The 15,158-nt window shown below is 71.0% G+C and carries 14 protein-coding genes; 3 read left to right on the top strand and 11 right to left on the bottom strand.

The genetic code is table 11. The features are described 5' to 3' along the window. Positions 1-54: 54 nt before the first annotated feature. From OG254_RS24550 to OG254_RS24510, 9 genes are all read right to left on the bottom strand, one after another. A complete protein-coding gene (locus OG254_RS24550) occupies positions 55-852 on the bottom strand; it encodes an HAD family hydrolase (RefSeq protein WP_405595164.1) in 798 nt (265 codons plus the stop codon). Between the two features lie 77 nt (positions 853-929). Continuing rightward, on the bottom strand, positions 930-2,207 hold the full coding sequence (gene serS / locus OG254_RS24545; protein ID WP_148000273.1) for a serine--tRNA ligase: 1,278 nt from the start codon (positions 2,205-2,207) through the stop codon (positions 930-932). Positions 2,208-2,741: 534 nt separating this feature from the next. After that, positions 2,742-3,674: a prephenate dehydratase gene (pheA, locus tag OG254_RS24540; protein ID WP_405585428.1), complete on the bottom strand. Its 933-nt coding sequence runs from the start codon at positions 3,672-3,674 to the stop codon at positions 2,742-2,744. Between the two features lie 51 nt (positions 3,675-3,725). Beyond that, positions 3,726-5,081, bottom strand: a complete 1,356-nt coding sequence (gene efeB, locus OG254_RS24535; RefSeq protein ID WP_405585425.1) for an iron uptake transporter deferrochelatase/peroxidase subunit — start codon at positions 5,079-5,081, stop codon at positions 3,726-3,728. Positions 5,082-5,089: 8 nt separating this feature from the next. Further along, the gene (locus OG254_RS24530; protein WP_405585423.1) at positions 5,090-7,138 is read right to left on the bottom strand and encodes a copper resistance CopC/CopD family protein; all 2,049 of its coding nucleotides are present in this window, start codon (positions 7,136-7,138) and stop codon (positions 5,090-5,092) included. Between the two features lie 13 nt (positions 7,139-7,151). Next, positions 7,152-7,607 carry a copper chaperone PCu(A)C gene (locus OG254_RS24525; RefSeq protein WP_405585420.1) on the bottom strand — a complete coding sequence of 152 codons (456 nt, stop codon included), beginning with the start codon at positions 7,605-7,607 and terminating at the stop codon, positions 7,152-7,154. Next, positions 7,604-8,257: an SCO family protein gene (locus tag OG254_RS24520; RefSeq protein ID WP_405585417.1), complete on the bottom strand. Its 654-nt coding sequence runs from the start codon at positions 8,255-8,257 to the stop codon at positions 7,604-7,606. Before OG254_RS24520 ends, OG254_RS24525 begins: the two co-directional genes overlap by 4 nt. Before the next feature lie 116 nt (positions 8,258-8,373). After that, the gene (locus tag OG254_RS24515) at positions 8,374-9,111 is read right to left on the bottom strand and encodes a YcnI family protein (protein WP_405585414.1); all 738 of its coding nucleotides are present in this window, start codon (positions 9,109-9,111) and stop codon (positions 8,374-8,376) included. A 178-nt stretch (positions 9,112-9,289) separates the two neighbouring features. Continuing rightward, entirely contained in the window at positions 9,290-10,123 is an 834-nt protein-coding gene (locus OG254_RS24510; RefSeq protein ID WP_405585411.1) for a hypothetical protein, read from the bottom strand. 277 nt (positions 10,124-10,400) lie between these two features. Here OG254_RS24510 and OG254_RS24505 point away from each other — a divergent pair, with 277 nt between their 5' ends. From OG254_RS24505 to OG254_RS24495, 3 genes are all read left to right on the top strand, one after another. Then, complete coding sequence (locus OG254_RS24505; protein ID WP_405585408.1) at positions 10,401-10,850, top strand: ATP-binding protein; 450 nt, start codon at positions 10,401-10,403, stop codon at positions 10,848-10,850. A 118-nt stretch (positions 10,851-10,968) separates the two neighbouring features. After that, a complete protein-coding gene (locus OG254_RS24500) occupies positions 10,969-11,901 on the top strand; it encodes an intradiol ring-cleavage dioxygenase (RefSeq protein WP_405585405.1) in 933 nt (310 codons plus the stop codon). 11 nt (positions 11,902-11,912) lie between these two features. Then, entirely contained in the window at positions 11,913-12,746 is an 834-nt protein-coding gene (locus tag OG254_RS24495) for a triphosphoribosyl-dephospho-CoA synthase (RefSeq protein WP_405585403.1), read from the top strand. On the opposite strand, the gene OG254_RS24490 is transcribed toward OG254_RS24495, so the two are convergent. Further along, complete coding sequence (locus OG254_RS24490) at positions 12,721-13,536, bottom strand: hypothetical protein (RefSeq protein ID WP_405585400.1); 816 nt, start codon at positions 13,534-13,536, stop codon at positions 12,721-12,723. The genes OG254_RS24495 and OG254_RS24490 overlap by 26 nt on opposite strands. 102 nt (positions 13,537-13,638) lie before the next feature. Continuing rightward, positions 13,639-15,105 carry an aminopeptidase P family protein gene (locus OG254_RS24485; RefSeq protein WP_405585397.1) on the bottom strand — a complete coding sequence of 489 codons (1,467 nt, stop codon included), beginning with the start codon at positions 15,103-15,105 and terminating at the stop codon, positions 13,639-13,641. Positions 15,106-15,158: the final 53 nt, after the last annotated feature.

The following is a 15,158-nucleotide window of genomic DNA, read 5'->3' as shown; positions in this document are numbered from 1 at the left end:
GCCCGCGGCTCTCGTCCACGGAATGGTTGCCGCGCGGCCAGGGCGCGGTTGCCGTCAGCCGTCCAGTGGCTGGGCGCCCAGCAATCGCTCCAGCACCACCGCGATCCCGTCCTCCTCGTTGGAGGCCGTCACCTCGTCCGCCACCGACTTGAGCTCCTCGTGGGCGTTGGCCATGGCCACGCTCCTCGCGGCCCAGGCGAACATCGGGATGTCGTTGGGCATGTCGCCGAAGGCGATCGTGTCCGCCGCCTTGAGGCCGAGGCGGCGGGCCGCCAGGGACAGGCCGGTCGCCTTGGACAGGCCGAGGGGGAGGAGCTCCACGATGCCCTCGCCCGCCATCGCCACCGTGACGAAGCCGCCCGCGGCCCGGCGTGCGGCCTGCGCCAGCTCGTCGTCCGTCAGGTCCGGATGCTGTATGTAGATCTTGTTCAGCGGGGCGGTCCACAGATCCGACGCGTCCGTGAACGGGGTCGACGGGAGCGTCCCGGTGACCGCGTAGCCGGGGCCCACCAGGACCTCGCCGTCCAGTCCGTCCCGGCTCGCCGCGAGGAACAGCGGGCCGACCTCCGCCTCGATCTTGGCCAGCGCCACGCCCGCCAGCTGGCGGTCCAGGGTCACCGACGTCAGCAGGCGGTGCTCGCCGGCGTCGTAGACCTGCGCGCCCTGGCCGCACACGGCGAGCCCCTGGTAGCCGAGGTCGTCGAGGATGTGCCGGGTCCAAGGGACCGCGCGGCCGGTGACGACGATGTGCGCGGCGCCCGCCTCGGTGGCCGCGGCGAGGGCGTCACGGGTGCGCCGGGAGATCGACTCGTCGGAGCGCAGGAGCGTTCCGTCGAGGTCGGTCGCGATCAGTCGGTAGGGGAAGCCTCCCGAACTCGACGGGAAGCCTCCAGACGCGTCCCCGGAATCCCCGGCGGGAGCCGACGCGCTCACTTGGCCACCGGCTCCAGAACCTCACGACCGCCCAGATACGGGCGCAGCACCTCGGGGACCCGGACGGAGCCGTCGGCCTGCTGGTGGTTCTCCAGGATCGCCACGATGGTGCGTGGTACGGCGCACAGCGTGCCGTTGAGCGTGGCCAGCGGCTGCACCTTCTTGCCGTCGCGCATGCGGACGGACAGCCGGCGTGCCTGGAAGCCGTCGCAGTTGGAGGCCGAGGTCAGCTCGCGGTACTTGCCCTGGGTCGGGATCCACGCCTCGCAGTCGTACTTGCGGGACGCCGACGAGCCCAGGTCGCCCGAGGCCACGTCGATGACCTGGAACGGCAGCTCCAGGCCGGTCAGCCACTGCTTCTCCCAGTCCAGGAGCCGCTTGTGCTCGTTCTCCGCGTCCTCGGGGGCGACGTACGAGAACATCTCGACCTTGTCGAACTGGTGCACGCGGAAGATGCCGCGCGTGTCCTTGCCGTACGTGCCGGCCTCGCGGCGGAAGCACGGCGAGAAGCCCGCGTAGCGAAGCGGCAGCTTCTCCGCGTCGAGGATCTCGTCCATGTGGTACGCAGCGAGCGGGACCTCGGAGGTGCCGACCAGGTAGTAGTCGTCCTTCTCCAGGTGATACACGTTCTCTGCGGCCTGGCCGAGGAAGCCGGTGCCCTCCATGGCGCGCGGGCGGACCAGCGCGGGGGTGAGCATCGGGATGAAGCCGGCCTCGGTGGCCTGGGCGATCGCCGCGTTGACCAGGGCCAGCTCCAGCAGGGCGCCGACGCCGGTGAGGTAGTAGAAGCGGGAGCCGGAGACCTTGGCGCCGCGCTCGACGTCGATGGCGCCCAGCGCCTCGCCGAGCTCCAGGTGGTCCTTGGGCTCGAAGCCCTCGGCGCCGAAGTCGCGGATGGTGCCGTGCGTCTCCAGGACGACGAAGTCCTCCTCGCCGCCGACCGGGACGTCGGGGTGCACGAGGTTGCCGAGCTGGAGCGCGAGGCGCTTGGTCTCCTCGTCCGCCTCGTTCTGCTCGGCGTCGGCCGCCTTGACGTCGGCGGCCAGCTGGCTCGCCTTCTTCAGCAGCTCGGCCTTCTCGTCGCCGGAGGCCTTGGGGATGAGCTTGCCGAGGCTCTTCTGCTCGGAACGCAGCTCGTCGAAGCGGACGCCGGACGACCTGCGCCGCTCGTCGGCAGACAGGAGGGCGTCGACGAGCGCGACGTCCTCTCCACGGGCGCGCTGCGAGGCGCGCACTCGGTCGGGGTCCTCACGAAGCAGGCGAAGGTCAATCACGCGCTCAAGGCTACCGGGGAGGGGTGACAGCCCACGACTCGCTATTCCGAACTGCGGCTTACGTTCCGTTATGGGGGAATTGCGAGACGTGTCAATGAAAAGCGTCTCACTCCCTGGGACGGGTCAGGCGCGAGGCGTCCGGTTGACTGGAATCCCTTGTGGAGAACGGGACTTGGGTCTCGGTTGTCCACAGGGATCCCCAGCCTCCGAAGAGTTATCCACAGGGTGTGTGGATGGGTTGTGGACGCCGGAATTGATCACTCCGAAACATGGCGATCAAGTCGAGGATTCCCAGGACAAACCAGTTCCACCCGCACTTTCGAGTGGAAAACGGTCGCCCCAAAGGATTGCCCAAAGGAAAAGAGTGGACGAAGGGTGACTTGCGCGCCGGTGGACGCGGAGACGGCCTGGGGAGCGATTTGTCGACAGACTCACCTTCCCCTGTCGACTTGTCCCCAGGTCGAGATGAGTGCCTGTGGATAACTCCTGTGGATAACGACGATCGGCTGGTAGGACAGGCGCCCGGGTCGGTCTTCAGAACCGCCCGTCCTGGCATCGAGCCACCCAGTCCGCCGCCGACACGAACGCCTCGTCCGACGTCCCCAGACGCGGCGGATCCACATCTGCCGGCTTCATGTCGGCACGCGGATACGAGCCCAGGAAGCGCACCTCCAGGCAGATCCGCTTGAGCCCCATCAGCGCCTCGGCCACCCGGCGGTCGGAGATGTGGCCCTCGGCGTCGATGCAGAAGCAGTAGTTGCCGATGCCCGCACCGGTCGGCCGGGACTGGAGCAGCATCAGGTTGATGCCACGGGTGGCGAACTCGCCCAGCAGGTCGCGCAGACCACCGGGGTGGTCGTCGCGCTGCCACAGCACGACGGACGTCTTGTCCGCGCCGGACGGTGCGGCGGGCCGTGCGGGCCGGCCCACCAGCACGAACCGGGTCTGGGCGTTCTCCGCGTCGTGGATCCCGGTCTCCAGGGCCTCCAGGCCGTACAGCGCGGCGGCGAACTCACCGGCGAAAGCCGCGTCGTACTGGCCCTCCTGGACCAGACGGGCGGCGTCCGCGTTCGACGCGGCCGACTCCCACTGGGCGTCGGGGAGGTTGTTCCTGAGCCAGTTGCGCACCTGGGGCTGGGCGGCCGGGTGGGCGGAGACCGTCTTGATGTCCGACAGCTCCGTGCCCGGCCTGACCAGCAGCGCGAAGGTGATCGACAGCAGCACCTCGCGGTAGATCATGAGCGGCGCGCCCGCGACCAGCTCGTCGAGCGTGGTCGTGATACCGCCCTCGACGGAGTTCTCGATCGGCACGAACGCCGCCTCGGCCTCGCCGACGCGCACCGCGTCCAGCGCGGACTGGACGGACACATAGGGAATCAGCTCCCGGGTCGCGGCCTCGGGAAGTCTGCGCAGGGCGGCCTCGGTGAAGGTGCCCTCGGGGCCGAGATAGGCATAGCTAGCTGGCATGACCTCACCCTAATGGGCCTTGCGAAACCCGGCGCACGCCTCCTGGCCGTGTCATCCCTCCAGCAACCGCTGCCCCACGTACTCCCCCTCCGCCGCCCCGCCCGGCACGGCGAACAGGCCGCTCGCCTCGTGGCGGATGTACTTCGACAGGGCGTCGCCCCGGTCGAGCTTGCGCTGGACGGTGACGAAGCCGCGCAGTGGGTCGGCCTGCCAGCAGACGAAGAGCAGGCCCGCGTCGGGCACGCCGTCCGTGTCGATGCCGTCGTGGTACGAGAAGGGGCGCCGCAGCATGGCCGCCCCGCCGTTCTGGTCGGGCCGTGTGATGCGGGCATGGGCGTTGATCGGAACGACGAGATTCCCCGCCTTGTCCGTCTTCTCCAGGTCCATCTCGGTCGTCTCGGTGCCCCCGGACAGCGGCGCCCCGTCGGACTTGCGGCGCCCGATGACGTCCTCCTGCGCCGTGACCGAGAGCTGCTCCCAGTCGTCGAGGAGCATGCGGATACGGCGTACGACGGCGTAGGAGCCGTTCGCCATCCAGGCCGGGTCCTTCGAGGTCGCGTCCTTTGAGGTCGCGTCCTTCGAGCCGGACTCGGGCACGAAGATGCGCTGGTCGAAGTCGGTCTCCGTCGGCTTCGGATTGCGCGTGCCGTCCATCTGGCCCATCAGGTTGCGGGCCGTCATCGGATGCGCGGTGGCGCCTGGCGAGCGGTTGAAGCCGTTCATCTGCCAGCGCACCTTGGCGGCCTGCCCCGCGTCCTTCTGGATCGCGCGCAGGGCGTGGAAGGCGACAAGGGCGTCATCGGCGCCGATCTGCACCCACAGATCGCCGTTGCTGCGCGCCTTGTCGAGCTGGTCGGAGGAGAAGTCGGGCAGCGGGTCCAGGGAGACGGGGCGCTGCTTCTCCAGGCCCGTCCGCGCGAAGAAGCCGTACCCGAAGCCGAAGGTGATCGTCAGCGACGAGGGCCCGGCGTCCCGGGCGACATCCGTGTCGTCCTGCTGGGCAGCCTCGCCCGCCATCAGCCGCCGTGCCGTCTCCGACCAGCGGCGCAGCAACGCCGCCGCCTCCTTGCGGCCCGCGCCCGCCGCCAGGTCGAAGGCGACGAGGTGACCGCGCGCCTGGAGCCCCTGGAGGATGCCGGGCTGATGTTTCCCGTGAAACATCACCTGATCGGCCCCCAGCGAGGCGAGCGGCGTCGCCTCGGCCGGCCGGGCGGCGTACCCCACGGCCCCGCCGGCCGCTCCGAGCACCAGCCCGGTGGCACCGGCGGTCCCGAGGAGCCGTCGCCGCGAAAGGCCGTCCGCGCGGGCGGCGTTCTCGGAGCCACCGCCCTTGAGTGCGGTCTCGCCCTTGACCGTCGTCTTGGGCGTCCGAGGAGTACGGGCCTCCGGAATGGACTGGTCAGCCATGGTGAGGTTCAGCCGATCTGCGCGTTCTTGGAGACGGTGGCCTGGTCGATGTCGGAGGTCCGCACGGTCACGGCGATCTTCCATTCGCCGGCCATGGGGAGCTGCACCCCGCCCGCCGACCAGTGTCCGGTGGTGATGTGGTCGGGGACGACGGGCAGCGGCCCGATGTCCTGGGACTCCAGGGTGAAGGCGACCTTCACCTCGGGGATGTCGAAGGCGCGGCCGTTGGGACGCTGCACGTACACATGCATCTCGTTGCCGCCCACGCGCGCGGGATCGAGATCGACCCGTACGACGCCCTTGCCGTCCTCGCCGCCGGTGTCGAAGGACATGTCCAGGGTCAGCGCCCCGGCCGCCGACGCGTCCGCCGCCGAGGACGAGGCGGCGGCCCTGGCCTGCTCCTCCGTACGCCCCGGCTCGGTCGACGTCAGCATCGTGGTGACGGCGAGCAGGACGACGGCGACACCCGCCTCGGCGAGCACCGAGCGGCGCAGTCCGAACCGGTTCGGGTCGGCGTCGCGTCGTTGCTTCTGCCGTGCCGTGTCGATCGCGGCCTGCTGCCGGGCGAGCTGGGTGGCACGCTCGGAGTCGCCGCCCGCCTTGTCGGACACGGCGACGGTGGCGCCCTTCTCGCCCTTCTTGCCGGAAGCCGCGGCGCCCTTCTCCGCGGAAGCGGAACCGGAGGCGCCGGCCCGCGCGGCGGCGGGCTCCTTCTCGCCGGTGCCGGTGTCGGCACCCGCGCTCACGCCCTCGCCGCTCGCGTTCTCGCTCTCGCCCTCATCCCCGTCCGTGACCGCGTCCGAGGACTCCCGAGGCTTCACCACGACGGCCTCGGCCAGTCGCCCCGTCCACCGCCGTGAGATCCACGCGATCCCCACCAGCAGCACCACGAGCCCGATCTTGACCAGCAGCAGCTGCCCGTATCGCGTGTCGGTGAACGCCGACCACGAGCCGAGCTGCCGCCACGACTGGTAGATCCCGGTCGCGACCAGCGCGAGCACACTGCCGAAGGCGAGGCGCGAGAACCGTCGTACGGCGGACCCATCGACCGGGGTGTCCGCGGGCGCACGGTAGAGGGCGACGAGCAGTGCCGCCAGCCCGCCGAGCCAGCCCGCGACGGCCAGCAGATGGACGACGTCGACCGGCATCGCGACCCCGGCCTGGAGCCCGGTCGAGGCGTGCTCGGACATCGCCCAGCTCGCCGCGAGCCCCGCCGCCACCACGAGTCCGCCGATGGCGAGCCCGAAGGTCAGGTCCCGCTTCTCCTCGTCGTCGCGCTTGTCGTACGCCCCGAACAGCACCGCGATGAACAGCGCCGCCGCGGCGAGCAGCAGCAGCCGGGACACCAGCGCCGCACCGGTCTTGGTCTGGAGCACCTGCCCGAGCAGGTCCAGGTCGAAGATGTCACCGACCTTGCCGGTACTGGTGTACGAGCCGCGTACGAGCAGCAGGCCGAGCGTGGCGGCGGTCAGCGCCAGCCAGCCGGAGACGGTGAGCCGCTGCAGCGCCCGCACCCCCGCCCCGCGCTGCCAGCACGCGAGCACGAAGGCGGCGCCGCCGACCATGACGATGAAGCCGGCGTACGACACGTACCGCCCGAAGCCGTAGAGCCAGCCGACGACACCTCCCCCCGCCTCCTGGTCGGAGACCGAGACGGTCGTCTGGGAGGGCGCGCCGATGGAGAAGGTGTAGGCGCCGGCGACGGGATGGCTGTCCTCGGACACCACCTGGTAGGTGACGGTGTACGTCCCGTCGGGCAGGCCGCCGTGGAGTTTCACGGCGTACGTCGTGCCGCCGGTGCCGGCCGGGTCGCCCTGGTCGACGCGCTTGCCCTTGGGGTCGAGCACGCGCAGGGAGTCGTCGGACAGGGCGACCTTCTCGGAGAAGGTCAGCGAGACCTGCGTCGGGGCCTTGGCGACCACCGCTCCCTGCTGGGGGTCGCTGCCGGTCAGCGCGGCGTGCGCGGAGACCGGCCCGGCGCCGGCGAAGAGCAGGCCGGTGGCGGCCAGGAGCAGCAGCACCAGGGTCCGGACGCGGGGCGCGATGGTCTGGGTCAAGGCGATCTCTCCCTCAGTGTCCGGTCTTCGGGTTGTACGTCGCCGACTTCACCGGCATCTGGACCGTGACGGTGCCGGACTCGGTGAAGTGGAGCTTCACGGTCACCGTCTCGCCCTGCATCGGCTTTCGCTTCAGCTTCTCGAACATCAGATGGTTGCCGCCGCTTTTGAACACGAGTTGACCATGCGCGGGGACGGGGACGTCCTTGGCTTCCTGCATCGACGAGTCGACGGTCTCGTGGGCGGTCACCTCGCCGACGTCGCTGGTCACGGACGTCAACTCGTCCTTCGTGCCGCCCTTGTTGGTGACCGTCAGATAGCCGGCCGCCATGGAGTCGGACACGGGCTGCGGCATGTAGGCGCCGGTGACCGACACCTCGGCCTTGGAGTCCTGGCCGTCCTCGGAGCCGCAGCCCGCGAGGACCAGGGCCCCGGTCAGTACCGCGACGGGCGCCACGACACGCCTCACGGCTTCTCCCCCTTGATCAGCTTGGGGAGGTCCTTGGTGTAGTCGTCGACACTGGCTTCCTCGGTGTAGAGGACGTACCCGCCGTCGGTCTTCGGCGAGAACGCGACGACCTGAGTGCCGTGGGTGGAGACCGTCTTGCCGTTCTTGTCCTTGTGCGGCGGCTCGATGGTGATGCCGAGGGTGCGGGCGCCGGCCTGGATGGTGTCGAAGCTGCCGGTCAGGCCGACGACCTGCGAGTCGATGCCCTTGAGCCACTTGCCGAGCGCGGCCGCGGTGTCGCGCTGCGGGTCGGTGGTGACGAACACGACGCGCAGCTCGTCCTGCTCCGCCTTGGGCAGCTGCTTCTTCGCGACGGCGATGTTGTTCATCGTCAGGGGGCAGACGTCGGGGCAGTTGGTGTAGCCGAAGTAGACCAGGGTCGGCTTGCCCGCGGTCTCCTTGCGGAGGTCGTACTTCTTGCCGTTCGTGTCGGTGAGGACCAGGTCCGGCTTGTCGAACGGCTTGTCGAGGACGATGGCGGCCTTGTCCGCGCCGGGTTCCTCGGAGACCACGGTGACGGGTGAGGCGCTGTCGTCGCCGTTGCCGCAGGCGGTCAGGGTCAGGGTCGCGGCGGCGAGCAGGGCGGCCGCGGCGAAGGTCTTCTTACGCATGCCAAGTCTTCTTACGCATAGAAAATGTCCTGATTGTTCAAGTCGGCCCATGGATGGGGGGTCTCCGGCGCGCACCGGGTGCGTGCCCCGGCGCGCGCCGGGAACCGAAGGGGCTGTCAGGCGTCCGTGCGCCGACGGCCGGCGAGCACGCCGTACGCCACACCCAGCGCGCCGACGACGATGCCGACGATGCCCAGGACGCGGGCGGTGGTGTCGCTGCTGTCGGCGGGCTCCGCGGCGTCGGTCTTCGCGGCGGCGGCCTCGCTCTCGTCGGAGTCGGAGGTCTTGTCGGAGGAAGAGGAGCCGTGGTGGCCCTCCTCGGCGGCGGACAGTGCGAGCACCGGCGCCGGGTTCTCGGGCTCGTCCTGCCCCTCCTGCGGGACCTCGATCCAGCGCACGACCTCCTTGTTGGAGTACGTCTGGATCGCCTTGAAGACGAGTTCGTCGGTGTCCTCGGGGAGGGTGCCGACGGAGAGGGGGAACTTCTGGAAGAAGCCGGGCTGGATGCCCTTGCCCTCGGCGGTCCAAGTGACCTTGGTGACGGCCTCGGTGATCTTCTTGCCGTGCATTTCCAGCGGCTTGTCCAGCGTGGACTTGGTGACCTCGGCCTTCCAGCCGGGAACGGCCTCGGGCATCACGGAGGCCAGCGGGTGGTCGGTCGGGAAGCTGACCTCGAGCTTGGTGGTCGAGGCGTCGTCGCGCTCGTTGGGCACCTTGAAGTCGACGACCGCGTAACCGCCCTTGGCGGCGGTGCCCTCCGGCTGCACGCTGACGTGGGCGAAGGCGGGGACGGACAGGGCGAGCACGGCCGAGCCGGCGAGGACACCTGCGGCGGCGAAACGAGAGGCCTTCATGCGGAGCACTCCACTGTGAGTGAGATTCGGATTCCGGTGGTGAAGAGGGGTACGTGTGCGCAGTGGTGCCCGATCAGGCGGAGCGGGATGTGCCTGGATCGGAAGAACTCGCGCACGCACGCGTGCCGCACAACAGCGGCCCCTCCTCCCACGCAAGTGGAGTGACGGTCGCGTCGTGTCAGGCGGCGAGGACGAGCACGTCGGCCGGCGGGCCGCGTCTGATCACCGTGTGCTGGAGGGCCACGGTGCGCGGCGCGCGGCGCGCGAGTGACTCGGTGCGCAGGAAGCGCGGGCCGGTCTCGGGCGCCCCGGGCAGTCCGGCACGCAGGGCGCGCACCAGCGCGAGCGCCCCGCGCAGGGAGCGTACGAAAGCTCCCTCGGCGACCGAGTGCGCCGACAGCGTGGACATCTCGACGATCCGCAGCAGGGCCAGGTCCCCGCGCCGCAGCAGCCACCCCGCGACGAGCGCCGCGAGCATGTGGGCCAACACCATGGGCAGGGACGGCAACAGGGCGGCGGAGGAGTCGGTGGCGGCGGACATGCCGTCCGCGGAAGGGTGCGAGGCGTGGGCGCCCGCGGCCGGGCCGATCCGCGCGTCCGTGAGTATCCGCTGGGCCTGGACGGGGCTGATGGCCGCCGCCGCGGTCCCGCACACGAGCCGTGCGGCCCGTTCGACGAGCGCGGCGTCGGAAAGGGGCGCCGAGGTCGAGGCCGACGAACCGGCGGTCGCCGTCATGTGCTGTCCCAGCCCGAACAGCGAGTGCAGGACGGTCTGTCCGACCGCGAGCAGCGCCGCGATCCCGGGCAGCGAGCGCTCGCGCCCCGCGAACGGCACGGTGACGAGCAGGACCCCCAGGAACCCCGCACCCAGCGCCCACAGCGGAATCTTGGCGCAGGAACCCAGCACATGCCCGACCCCGGCCAGCGCGACGCAGACCGCGGCGAACACCGCGGCCCGCAGTATCCGGAGATCGCTTCCGGCGCGCGATGTGCGCGGGTGGGGGGCAGACATGGCGGGCTCATCATCGCACTGGCCTTATGGCCGCCATACGGCAGGTCCGCAAGATGACATACGAGCGGTTGGGGGGTGTACGGGTCGTACGAGACGTACGGGGTATAGGGCCCGTACAGCCGGAAGATCGCATTCTGGTGTGGCCCGCCCCCACATACACCGATTCCGGCGTGGGCGCATCGACCATATGGGCGGCGTCACGTCAAGGATGTGCTTACAGCCGGGCACTCGCGGCAATACGTAACGGTATGTCGAGCCGCGGCCAGGAGGCTGGAGCATGAGCATCTGGTGGTCACTCCATCTGCGCCGTGAAGCCGCGAGCGTTCCCCTCGCCCGGCGCCTGCTGCTCGGCACCATGGAGACGGCGGGCGTCGACCCGGACGTCTCGTACGACCTCTCCGTCGCCCTCAGCGAGGCCTGCGCCAACGCCGTCGAGCACGGCGGTGGCCTCACCCCCGACGGCTCCCCGCAGGCGTACCGCGTCACGGCCTATCTGGACGGCGAGAAGTGCCACATCGAGGTCGCCGACTCCGGTCCCGGCTTCACGGCACCCCAGCGCGCCCCGCGCCTGGCGTCCTTCGACGCCGAGGACGGCAGGGGCCTGTGTCTCATCAGCGAGCTCGCCGACCACGTCCAGATCGGCAACAAGCCGGGCCGGGGCGGGGCCGTGGTGAGCTTCGACAAGATCCTCAAGTGGCGCAAGGACGCCCCGCTGATGGCGGTCTAGCGCCGACCGGAAGCCCCGCCCGGCGGTGAGAGCAGCCCGCTTCGGCTTCCCGGCATTCACAGCCGACGGACAGCGCGACCCCAACCCCCTGATGGGTGGCGTCCCTAATTTCCTGGCCATGACGGGAAACCACAAGGACAAGTCGATCACCCGGCGCCGCGCCCTCGCGGTGACCGGGGGCACCGTGGCGGCCGGCGGGCTCGCCGTCGCGGGTTACCAGGCCGCCTTCGCGGACACCGCAGCCACGGCGACCGACGCCGCCACGGCCTCCGCGAGCGCCTCGGAGAGCTCCGGCTGCATGACGCTGATGTCGAGCGTCACCGAAGGCCCGTACTACCTCGACGGTGCCCTGGTGCGAAAGGACATCACCGAGGGCAAGAGCGGCGTCCCGCTGACGCTGCGCCTCACGGTCGTGGACGCCACCGACGGCTGCACCCCGGTCAAGGGCGCCGCCGTCGAGATCTGGCACTGCGACGCCTGGGGCTACTACTCGGGCTACACCACGGCCAACCCCGGCGGCTCCGCGCCGGCCGAGAGCGAGGACGGTTCGACCGCGAACGACAAGACCTATCTGCGCGGTTACCAGGTCGCGAACGCCAACGGGGTCGTCAAGTTCGAGACGATCTTCCCCGGTTGGTACACCCCGCGCACCTGCCACATCCACCTCAAGGTGCACACCGGCGGCCAGAAGGAGGACGGCACCTACGAGGGCGGCAAGGTCAACTACACCGGCCAGCTGTTCTTCGACGACGGGATCGCCGAGGAGATCTTCACGTTGGAGCCCTACTCGAAGCACTCCGGCAGCTACACCACCCTCGACAACGACATGGTCTACGACGGCGGCGGCGCCTCCAGCGGCCTGCTGACCCTGAAGGCCGTGCACAAGAAGGACCCCTCCAAGGGCTACAAGGGCTTCCTCACCGTCGGGATCGACCCCGACGCCGAGAACACCGGCGCGGGCAGCGGCGGCGGTGGCGGCACGCCTCCGAGCGACGCCCCGACGGGCACCCCGCCCAGCGACGCCCCGTCGGCCTCGTCGTCCTCCTCCTAGGGGGTACGGCCATGAGCAGCCGCCAGGACGAGGCGCTGGCGCAGGCCGCCGTGATCGCGCTGACCGGGCAGCTGGCCCTGGCTCCCAAGCCGGGCCTGCCCGACCCGCGCGACCTCGACGCCGGCGTCACCCGCCGGGACCACCGCATGCTGCGCTGGTCGGCGAAGGCGCTCGCCCCCGGCCTCGCCGCGATGGCCGCGGCGGCCCGGCGCACGGGCGAGCCGACCCCGACGCTGCGCACCGAACTCGGCGCGATCGGCAGGTGCACCGAGCACTCGGTGCACCTCGCGGGCGGCGGTCACCGGGGCGCCCTGTGGGCGCTCGGCCTGCTGGTCGCCGCGGCCGCGCTGGACCCCCGGGCCGGCGCGCGGGACGTCGCCGCGACCGCCAAGCGCATCGCCGCGCACACCGACAAGCGTGCCCCGCGCAGGCCCTCCCGGGGCTCCTCGGTGTCCGCGAAGTACGGCGCCGCCGGGGCGCGCGGTGAGGCACGGGCCGGATTCCCGCACGTACGGCGGGCGTTGGACGCGCTCACCAGGGCCCGTGCGGCCGGCGCCACCGAGGAACAGGCCCGCCTGGACGCCCTGCTCACGGTGATGTCCACGCTCCAGGACACCGAACTCCTCTACACCGCGGGCCCCCTCGGCCTACGGCACGTCCAGGCGGGCGCCCGCGGCGTCCTGGAGGCGGGCGGCGCGGCCACCGACGCGGGCGCGCAGGCCCTCGCCGCCCTCGACGCCGACCTGCACACGCGCGCGTGGAGCCCGCGGGGGAGCGCGGGCCTGCTCGCGGGGGCGCTGTTCCTGGACGCATTGCCGGTCACGGCACGAGCGCGGGCTGCCTGACCGTCTCCCGCGCCCGGCGACCGGCGGCCCACCGCGCCGCCGGTCCCATCGCGTACGACGCGGCCGGCATCGCCCCGCCCAGCAGCAGCCAGCCAGGCGTCCCCCACTCCACCAGCAGGGCCGTCAGCAGGAGCGGGCCGAGGGTGCGGGCGACGGTGACGCCGGTCCCGAACAGCCCCTGGTACTCCCCGACCCGGCCCTCCGGGGCGAGGTCGAAGGACAGCTGCCAGGAACCCGCCGACTGCCCCATCTCGGCGACCACTTGAAGAACTGCACCGAGCACCAGAAAGCCGACGGCCACCCACAGGGAGGCTCCCGCCGACAGCGCGAACACCACGCAGGCGGCCAGCATCACCCAACCCGCATGCCGCACCGCTCGCGTGGCGGTGCCGAGTCCCGTGACACCGCGAGCGGCCCGCACCTGGAACACCATCACCGCGCCGGTGTTGAGCACGAACAACGCGGAGACCAGCCAGGTCGGCGCCTCGGTCCTTCGGGTGATCCACAGCGGCAGCACGAGGCTGAGCAGCGGCAACCGGAGCAGCAGCACGGTGTTGAGCAGCACGATCACCGCGTACGGGCGGTCCCGCAGCACGCCGAGCCCGGCACGCCGCCGACCCGGCGAAGGTGGCACTCCGGGCAGCCGGAGCAGCAGCAGCGCGCACACCAGGAAGCTCACCGCGTCCAGCGCGAAGACCTGCAGATACGCCGTCGACGACTGCGCAGCGGCGTACGCGCACGCGGCCAGCACGAACGGCACGAAGCCGCGCCTGACCAAGAAGGAGGCCACTATCGATATGCGGCTCCGCCGCGTGGGCACGACCAGCCCCCACAACCCGCAGACCGCGACGACGGCCGGGCACTCCCTTGGCACCCGGCCGCCATCACAACGTCAGCCCTTCAGCGAGGCCATCCAGCTCTCGACCTCGTCCGACCGCCGGGGCAGCCCGGCGCTGAGGTTCCGGTTGCCGTCGGTCGTCACCAGGATGTCGTCCTCGATCCGCACCCCGATCCCCCGGTACTCGGCCGGCACGGTCAGGTCGTCGGCCTGGAAGTACAGCCCCGGCTCGACGGTCAGCACCATGCCGGCCTCCAGCGTGCCGTCGACGTACGACTCCACGCGCGCGGCAGCGCAGTCGTGCACGTCCATACCGAGCATGTGCCCGGTCCCGTGCAGGGTCCACCGACGCTGCAGCCCGAGCTCCAGCACCCGCTCCACCGGCCCCTCGACGAGGCCCCACTCCACGAGCTTCTCGGTCAGCACCCGCTGCGAGGCGTCATGGAAGTCCCGGTACTTCGCACCCGGCTGCACGGCGGCGATACCGGCCTCCTGGGCCTCGTACACGGCGTCGTAGATCTTCTTCTGGATCTCGCTGTAGCGGCCGTTGATCGGCAGCGTGCGCGTGACGTCGGCGGTGTAGTACGTGTGCGTCTCGACGCCCGCGTCGAGCAGCAGCAGGTCACCCGAGCGCACCGGCCCGTCGTTGCGCACCCAGTGCAGCGTGCAGGCGTGCGGTCCGGCCGCGCAGATGGAGCCGTAGCCGACGTCGTTGCCCTCGACCCGCGCGCGGAGGAAGAACGTGCCCTCGATGTAGCGCTCGGAGGTCGCCTCGGCCTTGTCGAGGACCTTCACGACGTCCTCGAAGCCGCGCACCGTCGAGTCGACGGCCTTCTGCAGCTCGCCGATCTCGAACTCGTCCTTGACCAGCCGCGCCTCGGACAGGAAGACCCGCAGCTCCTCGTCCCGCTCGGCGGTGACCTTGTCGGTCAGCGCGGCCTCGATGCCGGCGTCGAAGCCACGGACGACCCGGACCGGGCCGGTGGCCTCGCGCAGCTTGTCGGCGAGCTCGCGCACGTCGGAGGCCGGGATGCCGTACAGCTTGCCCGCCTCGGTCAGCGAGTGCCGGCGGCCGACCCACAGCTCGCCCTGGCCGGACAGCCAGAACTCGCCGTTCTCGCGGTCGGAGCGCGGCAGCAGATAGATCGTCGCCTTGTGACCGTCGGCGGCGGGCTCCATGACGAGCACACCGTCCTCGGTCTGGTTGCCCGTGAGGTACGCGTACTCGACCGACGCCCGGAAGGCGTACTCGGTGTCGTTCGAGCGCGTCTTCAGGTTGCCCGCGGGGATCACGAGCCGCTCGCCCGGGAACCGCGCCGACAGCGCGGCGCGTCGCGCGGCGGTCTCGGCGGCCTGGGCGATCGGCGCCAGGTCGCGCAGTTCCGTGTCGGCCCAGCCGGACTGCATGTTCTCGGCGAGCTCGTCGGACACGCCCGGGTACAGGCCGTTCTTACGCTGCTTGATCGGCTCTTCCTCGGCAGTCTCCGGGGTCTCCGAGAGCTCTTCTGCCACGGCGGTCATCCTCCTCGATACGGCGCTGGACCCCGTCCATCGTACGGTCGTACAGGACAGAA

Source organism: Streptomyces sp. NBC_01092 (genome assembly GCF_045039535.1).
Classification (GTDB): Bacteria; Actinomycetota; Actinomycetes; order Streptomycetales; family Streptomycetaceae; genus Streptomyces.
This window is presented reverse-complemented; position numbering and strand designations above follow the sequence as displayed.

Coding starts and splice junctions, on each gene's coding strand:
- pheA (WP_405585428.1), bottom strand. CDS start 3,674: ATGCCAGCTAGCTATGCCTATCTCGGCCCCGAGGGCACCTTCACCGAG.
- efeB (WP_405585425.1), bottom strand. CDS start 5,081: ATGGCTGACCAGTCCATTCCGGAGGCCCGTACTCCTCGGACGCCCAAG.
- OG254_RS24520 (WP_405585417.1), bottom strand. CDS start 8,257: ATGCGTAAGAAGACCTTCGCCGCGGCCGCCCTGCTCGCCGCCGCGACC.
- OG254_RS24515 (WP_405585414.1), bottom strand. CDS start 9,111: ATGAAGGCCTCTCGTTTCGCCGCCGCAGGTGTCCTCGCCGGCTCGGCC.
- OG254_RS24510 (WP_405585411.1), bottom strand. CDS start 10,123: ATGTCTGCCCCCCACCCGCGCACATCGCGCGCCGGAAGCGATCTCCGG.
- OG254_RS24505 (WP_405585408.1), top strand. CDS start 10,401: ATGAGCATCTGGTGGTCACTCCATCTGCGCCGTGAAGCCGCGAGCGTT.
- OG254_RS24500 (WP_405585405.1), top strand. CDS start 10,969: ATGACGGGAAACCACAAGGACAAGTCGATCACCCGGCGCCGCGCCCTC.
- OG254_RS24495 (WP_405585403.1), top strand. CDS start 11,913: ATGAGCAGCCGCCAGGACGAGGCGCTGGCGCAGGCCGCCGTGATCGCG.
- OG254_RS24485 (WP_405585397.1), bottom strand. CDS start 15,105: ATGACCGCCGTGGCAGAAGAGCTCTCGGAGACCCCGGAGACTGCCGAG.